The following is a 9,673-nucleotide window of genomic DNA, read 5'->3' on the forward strand; positions in this document are numbered from 1 at the left end:
CCACCGGCGCCGGAGCGGCCCGTACCGTCCGCACGCCCAGCGGCAGCCGGTCCACCAGCGGCTCCTGCGCCATGCGCGCACGGGCCTGGTCGCCCACGTGCGCGGTGCCGTTGCGGGCGTCGAAGCGCCCGGCCAGCTCCAGCGCCTCGGCCCGAGCCCACCCGGCCAGCTCCCGCGCGGTCCAGGTCCGCCCGGCGGGCCCCGGCACCTGCCGCTCGCCGAGACCGAGCCCGGTCAGCCGGTCCATCAGCAGTGTCACCACCGCCAGGAAGTCCAGCAGGCTGCGCGGATGCCCGGTGTCGGTGAAGTACGCGGGCCGCTGCGCGAGCAGCTCCAGACCGCGCGCCTCGTTGCCGGTCAGCGCGCAGAACTCCACATGGTCCGCGTAGGCGTCCCGCATGCTCTCCATCGGCCGCACCAGCCGGAAACCCCGCAGATGATGGGCGCGCGCCTCGTCCAGGCGGCCGAGCCGCACCAGCGGCAGCAGCGAGGATCCCAGCACCTGGTGCGGCTCGTGCGCACAGCTGAACTCGCCTTCCAGTACCGGGCGCCACAGCTCCAACGCCTCCGCGTCCCGGCCCAGTTCGGACTGCCACACCCCCTGCCCGTGCAGCTCGCAGGCGTGGCAGTCCGCCATCGAGTCCCGGTCCGACGTCAGCCACGCGGCATACGCCCGCTCCGCCCGCGCCCTGTCACCGACATGCGCGGCCACACTGAACTCCGCGCTGCGCACGGCACGTTCGGAGTGCCCGGCGATCCGGTACCGCTCCTCCATCTCGCCCAGCCACGTCTCCACCGAGGCCAACGGGATGTGCGGCTGACCCAGCATCCCCGCCGACATCCACTTGAACACCCAGTGCAGCGAGTGCGCCTCGTACTCGTCGAAGTCCTCGGGGCGTTCGTCCCACATCCGCAGCAGCCGCGCGAAGGGCACGAACATGCGGTCCTTCTCGGAGCTGTAGTTGTAGACGTTCAACTGGTGGCCCAGCGCCTCGATCACCGCGAGCGGAATGCCCAACTTCTCGGCCTCGATGAGCAGTTCCTCCGCGCGTGCGTTGCGCGCCGGGCCCTCGGGGCGCTCGGCGTTCTCCGCCATGGCCCGGCGCAGCGCGTCGAAGTCCCCGATCGCGTCCGTCACTTGCCGTCCTCCCCATGGGTCGCCCACTCCAGCAGGCCGATGAACGCCCGGTTCAGCAGCGCCGAGTCGGCGGGCCTGAGCGGCCGCCGCGCCATCAGCAGCGCCTGCCCGTACAGCGACTCCGTGGCGGTGCCGATCAGCTCCGCGTCCCCCAGCGAACCGATGCGCCGGATCAGCGGGTTGAGATGGTTCAGCACCAGCCGGGCCCGCGGCGCGCTGCCGCGCAGCGAACCCAGGATGCCCGCCCACAGCTCGTCCGCCCGCTCCTCCGCCTCCGCGCGCGCCTGCTCGTGCCGCGCCGCCCGGTCGTCCAGATGCAGCGCGGGCACCGACAGCGGATGGAACGCCCGCAGCACCACGTCACAGCCCAGCGGGTCCAGCTTCGCCCGCGCCGCCGCCAGGAACCCCGACAGCGCCAGCTCCTCCGCCGGATCGACCGTGTCCAGATGCGCGGTCACGGTGTCCGGGTCCAGCTCCGCGACCACGGTCCCGGGCCGCACCGACGGCAGCGCCTCCACCAGCTCGCTGTCGCAGGTGTAACCGCCGTTGATCACACCGATGCCCTGCGCGGAGGCGATCGCCGCGACCTGCCGGTACTCCTCCACCGTCCGCGTGAAGTGCACCACCGGGTGCCGCTGCGCGAACTCCTCCAGCGACAGCCGGCCGTCCGTCGTCTCGAACGGCAGCCAGGGCAGCATGATCCGCAGCATCTCGGCGTCGTGCCGCGCCAGCGACTTCACGCCCAGGTGATGCACCGCGAGAAACGCGCTCAGCCGCTCCGGATCGCCCGCCGCGAGCCCGGTCAGCCAGCCCCGGACGCGCTCGCCCAGCGCCTCCCGCACCGCCGCCAGCGTCTCGTCCTCGTACAGCGCCTCGCGCGAGGCCGTCGGCCGCAGACTGTCCGTGTCCAGCACACAGCGCACGAAGAACGCCCAGTCCGGCAGCAGCTGTTCGGCCCGCTCGGTCAGCAGCATCCCCTTCAGATGCACCCGGTGCGTGGCCCGCTGCGCGGGACTCACCGCCGAGGGCAGCACGTACGCCACCCCGCGCACCCCGGCCAGCGGCACGTCCAGCGTGATCGAGTCCAGCGGAGTGAAGCCGAACAGCTCGTGGCAGTGCCGGGCCAGCCCCGCCCGCCGCTCGGCCGGGCTCGGCCAGGCGCGGTCCCACGGTGCCGGGAGGTCGGTGACCTGCTCGTCCTCGACCCGGACGTCGTACGGCAGCAGCGAGCCGAAGTCCCGGGCCAGCGCCCGCACCCGCTCCGGCGACAGCCACTCGGCCGCGCCCGCCCGCGCCACCAGGTGCACGGTGGTGCCCGGCTCGGTCCGCGCCGAGTCGGGCAGCGTGCGCACGGTGTACGACCCGTCGTCGCGCGCCGTCCACTCCACCGGCGGCGCCTGCGGATCGAGCGCGCTGCGGCTGACCACGCGGACCCGCTCGGCCACCACGAAACAGGCCAGCAGCCCGATGCCGAACTGTCCGAGGAACCCGGACCGGGCCTCCTGGAGCCCCTCGGCCCGCTTGGAACTGCGCCCGATCGTCGCGAGCAGACTGTGCACGTCCGGCTCGGTGAGCCCGATGCCGCTGTCCTCGATCCGCAGGCCGCCCGCGCCGTCGGCGTACAGCCGCACGGTCGCCGGGGCACCGGGGTCCCGCTCCCGGCGGGCGGTCACGGCGTCCACGGCGTTCTGCAGCAGCTCGCGCAGATAGACCTTGGGGCTGGAGTAGAGGTGATGGGAGAGCAGGTCCACCAGACCACGCAGGTCGACCTGGAACGTATGGGGCGACTGGGAAGCCTGGGATGACTGTGAGGTCTGGGAGTCCATCGTCACGGCGCCGGTGGGGGGAACGGTGTCCGGCGCGGGGTCGGGCGGTCCGGGTGGGGCGGTGACCGCGGGGGGATGGCTGGGGCGCGCCATCCTAGGCCCGAGCCGATGACCTGACCAGGGGCTTCGCCGATGTCCCTGACCAGCGGCCCGGCCGCCGTATACGGCGGCCGGGCGACAGGGGGCCGTTCGCGGTCCGGTACGGGGGGCGGGGCGGCGGGTGGGGCATTGTCACTGGCGTGGTGTGCAATGGAGCACGTGCCCGCACTGCGAGAACCACTGAAGAAAGTGCTCGGCCCCGCCACCGCGAAGGTGATGGCCGAGCACCTCGGCCTGCACTCCGTCGGCGATCTGCTGCACCACTACCCGCGCAGATACGAGGAGCGCGGCCAGCTCACCCACCTCGCCGACCTCCCCATGGACGAACACGTCACGGTGGTCGCCCAGGTCGCCGACGCCCGGCTGCACACCTTCGCCTCCGCCCGCGCCCCGCGCGGCAAGGGCCAGCGCCTCGAAGTCACCATCACGGACGGCATGGGCCGCCTCCAACTGGTCTTCTTCGGCAACGGCGTGCACAAGCCGCACAAGGAACTGCTCCCCGGCACCCGCGCGATGTTCTCCGGCAAGGTCTCCGTCTTCAACCGCCGCCTCCAACTCGCCCACCCGGCCTACGAACTGCTGGACAAGGACGACGACAGCGAGGACGCGGCGGAGAACTGGGCGGGCTCCCTGATCCCCCTCTACCCGGCCACCGCCAAACTGGAGTCCTGGAAGATCGGCAAGGCCGTCCAGACGGTCCTCCCCAGCGCGGCCGAAGCCCTCGACCCCCTCCCCCCTGCCCTGCGCGAGGGGCGCGGCCTCGTCACCCTCCCCGAGGCCCTCCTCAAGATCCACCGCCCCGCCACCCAGGCCGACGTCGCCGACGCCCGTGCCCGCCTGAAGTGGGACGAGGCATTCGTCCTCCAGGTCGCCCTGGCCCGCCGCCGCCACGCCGACACCCAACTCCCCGCCGTCCCCCGCGAACCCAAGCCCGACGGCCTCCTCACCGCCTTCGACGACCGCCTCCCCTTCACTCTCACCGAAGGCCAGCAACGCGTCTCCGCCGAGATCTTCACGGACCTGGCGACGGCCCACCCGATGCACCGGCTGCTCCAGGGAGAGGTCGGATCGGGCAAGACCTTGGTCGCCCTGCGCGCCATGCTCGCCACCGTCGACGCGGGCGGGCAGGCGGCCATGCTCGCGCCCACCGAGGTGCTCGCTCAGCAGCACCACCGGTCGATCACCGAGATGATGGGGGAACTGGCCGAGGGCGGGATGCTCGGTGGGACCGAGCACGCCACCAAGGTGGTGCTGCTCACCGGGTCGATGGGGGCCGCCGCCCGCCGCAAGGCGCTGCTCGACATCGTCACCGGGGAGGCGGGCGTCGTCATCGGCACGCACGCGCTGATCGAGGACGTGGTGCAGTTCCACGACCTCGGCCTGGTGGTCGTGGACGAGCAGCACCGGTTCGGCGTCGAACAGCGCGACGCCCTGCGCGGCAAGGGCAAGCAGCCCCCGCATCTCCTCGTCATGACGGCCACCCCCATCCCGCGCACCGTCGCGATGACCGTCTTCGGCGACCTGGAGACCTCCGTCCTGGACCAGCTCCCGGCCGGCCGCTCCCCGATCGCCACCCATGTCGTCCCGGCCGCCGACAAGCCCCACTTCCTCGCCCGCGCCTGGGAACGCGTCCGCGAGGAGGTCGAGGGCGGGCATCAGGCGTACGTCGTCTGCCCCCGCATCGGCGACGAACAGGACACCGCCGCCGAGAAGAAGGCCACCGAGGGCGACAAGCGCCCCCCGCTCGCCGTCCTCGACGTCGCCGACCACCTCGCCAAGGGCCCCCTCCAGGGCCTTCGCGTCGAGGTCCTGCACGGCAGGATGCACCCCGACGACAAGGACGCGGTGATGCGCCGCTTCGCGGCAGGGGACACGGACGTCCTGGTCGCCACCACGGTCATCGAGGTCGGCGTCAACGTCCCCAACGCCACCGCGATGGTCATCATGGACGCCGACCGCTTCGGCGTCTCCCAGCTCCACCAGCTCCGCGGCCGCGTGGGCCGAGGCTCCGCCCCCGGCCTCTGCCTCCTGGTCTCGGAGATGCCCGAGGCCAGCCCGGCCCGCCGCCGCCTCGCCGCCGTGGCCTCCACCCTCGACGGCTTCGAACTCTCCCGCCTCGATCTGGAGGAACGCCGCGAGGGCGACGTCCTGGGCCAGGCCCAGTCAGGCGCCCGCACCAGCCTGCGCGTCCTGGAGGTCATCGAGGACGAGGAGATCATCGCGGAGGCGAGAAAGGAAGCCACGGCAGTGGTGGCCGCCGACCCAGACCTCAAGGACTACCCAGCCCTCCGCACGGCCCTGGACGCCTTGCTGGACGAGGAGAGAGAGCAGTACCTGGAAAAGGGCTGAAGTGTATTTCCCTAAGGGGCGCGGGGAACTGCGCGAGCAACCACTACGGACCCGCACCCGCCAACGAACCACCCCCACCCCCCACCACCTGCGAAAATAAAGAAGAACCCCACAAAAGAAGGACCGCTCACATGACCCGCGTGATCGCCGGCACAGCAGGCGGACGGCGCCTCTCGGTGCCGCCCGGCACAGGAACCCGCCCCACCTCGGACCGCGCACGCGAAGCCCTCTTCTCCACCTGGCAGTCCCTCCTCGCCACCCCTCTGGACGGCACCCGGGTCCTGGACCTCTACGCGGGCTCGGGAGCCGTCGGCCTGGAGGCCCTCTCCCGAGGCGCGAGCCACACCCTCCTGGTAGAAGCGGACGCCCGAGCCGCGAAAACCGTCCGGGAGAACGTCAAGAACATCGGCCTCCCCGGCGCCGAGGTCAGAACGGGCAAAGCGGAGCAAGTCATCCGCACCGCGCCCCCCGCCGAACCGTACGACCTGGTCTTCCTGGACCCCCCGTACGCCGTCTCCGACGACGATCTCCGAGAGATCCTCCTCACACTCCGCTCCGGGGGCTGGCTGACCGAGGAAGCGCTGGTCACCGTGGAGCGCAGCACCAGAGGCGGCGCATTCGGGTGGCCGGACGGCTTCGAGGCGATCCGGTCCCGTCGCTACGGCGAGGGAACGTTTTGGTACGGTCGCGCCGCCTCTACGTGCGAAGACGCACGATGACCGGACCGGAGAGCGAGGGATCTCAAGTGCGCCGCGCCGTCTGTCCCGGGTCGTTCGACCCGATCACCAACGGACATCTCGACATCATCGCCCGCGCGTCCCGCCTCTACGACGAGGTCTACGTCGCGGTGATGGTCAACAAGTCCAAGCAGGGCCTGTTCGACATCGACGAGCGGATGGCCCTGATCCGCGAAGTCACCGCCGAATACGCCAACGTACGGGTCGAGGCCCACCACGGCCTCCTCGTGGACTTCTGCAAAGAGCGCGACATCCCCGCCATCGTCAAGGGACTTCGCGCCGTCAGCGACTTCGACTACGAACTCCAGATGGCCCAGATGAACAACGGCCTCACCGGCGTCGAAACGCTGTTCGTGCCCACCAACCCCACCTACAGCTTCCTCTCCTCCTCCCTGGTGAAGGAGGTCGCGGCGTGGGGCGGCGACGTCTCCCACCTGGTGCCCCCGGCCGTGCTCGGCGCGCTCCGCGACCGCCTGAAGCGGGACTGACCGTCCCGGCGCGCCCGCGTCCGCGCCCCGTCGGCACGCGCCCGCGCCCCACCGGAAGGTGACAAGACGTCACCCCGTGTCGGACGGCCGCCCCAGGGCCGTACAGTCGTGCCGTCCGTCTCCAACACAGCTGTAGAGAGTGGCGAGCACAGGTGGACATCCAGAACAAGCTCGACGAGATCGTCTCCTCGGTCTCCAACGCCCGGTCCATGCCGATGTCGGCCTCCTGCGTGGTCAACCGCGCCGAGCTGCTCGCGCTGCTCGAAGAGGTCCGCCAGGCGCTGCCCGGCTCCCTCGCGCAGGCGCAGGAGCTGATCGGGGACCGTGAGCAGATGGTCGAGCAGGCCCGCCTGGAGGCCGACCGGATCATCGAGGGCGCGCACGCCGAGCGCGGTTCGCTGATCGCGGGCACCGAGGTCGCCCGCCAGTCGCAGGCCGAGGCCGACCGCATCCTGAACGAGGCCCGCACCGAGGCCGAGCAGGTCCGCGCGGACGCCGACGACTACGTGGACTCCAAGCTCGCGAACTTCGAGGTCGTCCTCACCAAGACCCTCGGCTCGGTCGGCCGCGGCCGCGAGAAGCTGCTCGGCACCGGCCCCGGCCTGGACGAGAACGGCTACGAGGACGAGGACGCCCCCGAGCGCAGCCAGGACCCCGAGACCCTGCGCCACACCGCCGACTCCTACGTCGACGCCAAGCTCGGCGCCTTCGAGGCCGTCCTCGCCAAGACCCTGGACGCCGTCCACCGGGGCCGCCAGAAGCTGCACGGCCGGATCGCCACGGACGACCTCGGCGCCCTCGCCGACGACACCACGACCTTCCAGCACTCCAGCGACGCCGACTACCTCGCCGACCTCGCGGCCCTCGCCGACGCCCCCGCCACCCCGGTGCAGCGCGCGCAGACGGCCCCGCTCACCCCGGAACCGGCGTACGACCGGCCCGCCGCGGACCCGGCGTACGACCCGGCCGCCCGGGAACCGGCGTACGAGCCGCAGGAGGCGTACGGCTACCAGCAGCAGCCCGACGCCTACCCCGGCTACCCGCAGCAGCCCGGCTACGCCCCGCAGGAGGCGTACGGCTACCAGCAGGACCCGTACGCGCCGAACGGCTACGCCCCGCAGACCGACGGCGCCTTCCACGGCTACGACGCGCAGCAGGCGGCGTACGACCCGAACCAGGGACAGGCCCAGCAGCACCAGGGCCAGTCGCAGGACTACGCGCTCGAAGAGGCCAGTCTGTTCGACACCAGCATGATCAGCGCCGAGCAGCTGCGGGCGTACGAGCAGGGCCGGGGAATGTAGGCGGGGGCGGGGAGAAGGGACCGGATTGGGCCCTGAGCGAAAGGTCCAGTATCCTGGCTCTTCGGTCGCGTGTATGTCCGCGATCACCGCTGCCCGGAACACCTGCGGGCGGCGTCCTCCGAGCTCGAAGACCGAAAGCGGCCATGGCCTCCAACGCACGCCTCGACCACCGCAACCCCCTCGTGATCGACACGCACGAGCTGGGCCGGCGTCCTGGTGCGATGCAGCGCCTGACCCGTGAGGTCGACGCCCCCCGGGACCTCGGTATCGAGGGTGTCATCGGAGTGCCGGAAGGCACGCCGTTGGAGCTCGACCTCCGCCTGGAGTCGGTCATGGAAGGGGTGCTTGTCACAGGCACCGCCCGTGCATCGGCCAAGGGGGAGTGCGTAAGGTGTCTGGAGCCGGTCGGGCTGGAGCTCGAAGCGGACTTCCAGGAGATGTTCTCGTACCCTGACGCCGACGACCGGGGCCGCGTGATCGCGGAACCGGGCGACGACGCCGAGGACGACGAGGACAGGCTCTACATCGAGGACGGTCTGATCGACCTCGAACCCGTGCTGCGGGATGCGGTGGTGCTCGCACTGCCGATGCAGCCGGTGTGCCAGGACGACTGTGCGGGCCTGTGCTCCGAGTGCGGAGCGCGGCTCACGGACGACCCGGACCACCACCATGACGCCGTCGACATCCGTTGGGCGGCTTTGCAGGGACTCGCCGGTTCACTCGAAGACGGCGAGAAGGACGAGATGAGCGGCGCCGAAGCGGGCGTCGACGAGAAGCAGGAGAAGTAGCCGTGGCTGTTCCGAAGCGGAAGATGTCGCGCAGCAACACGCGCCACCGCCGGTCGCAGTGGAAGGCTGCGGTCCCCACCCTGGTTGCGTGCGAGCGCTGCCACGAGCCCAAGCAGCAGCACATCGCGTGCCCGTCTTGCGGCACCTACAACAAGCGCCAGGTCCTCGAGGTCTGAGCGGCTGGTGAGAGGCACTGTGTCCACTGCCAAGAAGGTGGAAGACGCCGAAGCAGGTACTTCCCGCCGACGCGGGAACGGCTCGGCGGACAACAAGGCCTCGTCCCACACGCTTCTGGAAGGGCGGCTCGGCTACCACGTCGAGTCCGCCCTTCTGGTGCGTGCGCTGACCCACCGCTCCTACGCCTACGAGAACGGCGGTCTGCCGACGAACGAGCGGCTGGAGTTCCTCGGGGACTCCGTGCTCGGCCTCGTCGTCACCGACACGCTGTACCGCATCCACCCCGACCTGCCTGAAGGCCAGCTGGCCAAGCTGCGGGCCGCGGTGGTCAACTCGCGTGCGCTTGCGGAGGTGGGCCGCGGGCTCGACCTGGGCTCCTTCATCCGGCTCGGCCGTGGTGAAGAGGGAACGGGCGGCCGGGACAAGGCATCCATTCTCGCCGACACCCTTGAAGCGGTGATCGGCGCGGTCTATCTCGATCAGGGCCTCGACGCGGCCTCCGAACTGGTGCATCGCCTGTTCGACCCGCTCATCGAGAAGTCCTCGAACCTCGGCGCCGGCCTGGACTGGAAGACCAGTCTCCAGGAGCTGACCGCGACCGAAGGACTCGGCGTGCCCGAGTACCTGGTCACGGAGACCGGCCCCGACCACGAGAAGACCTTCACTGCTGCTGCCCGCGTCGGGGGCGTCTCGTACGGCACCGGCACCGGCCGCAGCAAGAAGGAGGCGGAGCAGCAGGCCGCCGAGTCCGCCTGGCGCGCCATCAAGGC

8 protein-coding genes and 1 pseudogene are annotated in these 9,673 nt (G+C 71.3%); 7 read left to right on the forward strand and 2 right to left on the reverse strand.

What is annotated here, in order from left to right:
- Positions 1-1,096, reverse strand: a pseudogene (locus GTW40_RS25730) (tetratricopeptide repeat protein); the annotation flags it as partial.
- Positions 1,097-1,134: 38 nt separating this feature from the next.
- On the reverse strand, positions 1,135-2,964 hold the full coding sequence (locus tag GTW40_RS25735) for an HSP90 family protein (RefSeq protein WP_161182557.1): 1,830 nt from the start codon (positions 2,962-2,964) through the stop codon (positions 1,135-1,137).
- A 249-nt stretch (positions 2,965-3,213) separates the two neighbouring features.
- On the opposite strand from GTW40_RS25735, the gene recG reads away from it, so the two are divergent.
- From recG to rnc, 7 genes are all read left to right on the forward strand, one after another.
- Positions 3,214-5,412: an ATP-dependent DNA helicase RecG gene (recG, locus tag GTW40_RS25740; RefSeq protein WP_161182551.1), complete on the forward strand. Its 2,199-nt coding sequence runs from the start codon at positions 3,214-3,216 to the stop codon at positions 5,410-5,412.
- A gap of 131 nt (positions 5,413-5,543) precedes the next feature.
- The gene (rsmD, locus tag GTW40_RS25745) at positions 5,544-6,131 is read left to right on the forward strand and encodes a 16S rRNA (guanine(966)-N(2))-methyltransferase RsmD (protein WP_161182552.1); all 588 of its coding nucleotides are present in this window, start codon (positions 5,544-5,546) and stop codon (positions 6,129-6,131) included.
- A 26-nt stretch (positions 6,132-6,157) separates the two neighbouring features.
- Complete coding sequence (gene coaD / locus GTW40_RS25750) at positions 6,158-6,637, forward strand: pantetheine-phosphate adenylyltransferase (protein WP_343245789.1); 480 nt, start codon at positions 6,158-6,160, stop codon at positions 6,635-6,637.
- 152 nt (positions 6,638-6,789) lie between these two features.
- On the forward strand, positions 6,790-7,938 hold the full coding sequence (locus GTW40_RS25755; RefSeq protein ID WP_161182554.1) for a cell division initiation protein: 1,149 nt from the start codon (positions 6,790-6,792) through the stop codon (positions 7,936-7,938).
- A gap of 143 nt (positions 7,939-8,081) precedes the next feature.
- Entirely contained in the window at positions 8,082-8,726 is a 645-nt protein-coding gene (locus tag GTW40_RS25760; protein ID WP_161182555.1) for a DUF177 domain-containing protein, read from the forward strand.
- A 2-nt stretch (positions 8,727-8,728) separates the two neighbouring features.
- The gene (rpmF, locus tag GTW40_RS25765; protein WP_003951102.1) at positions 8,729-8,902 is read left to right on the forward strand and encodes a 50S ribosomal protein L32; all 174 of its coding nucleotides are present in this window, start codon (positions 8,729-8,731) and stop codon (positions 8,900-8,902) included.
- A 7-nt stretch (positions 8,903-8,909) separates the two neighbouring features.
- Positions 8,910-9,673: ribonuclease III (gene rnc / locus GTW40_RS25770; RefSeq protein ID WP_343245788.1), on the forward strand; the 764-nt coding region annotated here is incomplete at its 3' end.

The sequence above is a fragment of the Streptomyces sp. SID4985 genome, assembly GCF_009863025.1.
Taxonomy (GTDB): domain Bacteria; phylum Actinomycetota; class Actinomycetes; order Streptomycetales; family Streptomycetaceae; genus Streptomyces.

Excerpts from the sequence above, each read along its gene's own strand:
- rsmD (WP_161182552.1), top strand. The coding sequence starts at position 5,544 with ATGACCCGCGTGATCGCCGGCACAGCAGGCGGACGGCGCCTCTCGGTG.
- recG (WP_161182551.1), top strand. The coding sequence starts at position 3,214 with ATGGAGCACGTGCCCGCACTGCGAGAACCACTGAAGAAAGTGCTCGGC.
- GTW40_RS25760 (WP_161182555.1), top strand. The coding sequence starts at position 8,082 with ATGGCCTCCAACGCACGCCTCGACCACCGCAACCCCCTCGTGATCGAC.
- GTW40_RS25735 (WP_161182557.1), bottom strand. The coding sequence starts at position 2,964 with ATGGACTCCCAGACCTCACAGTCATCCCAGGCTTCCCAGTCGCCCCAT.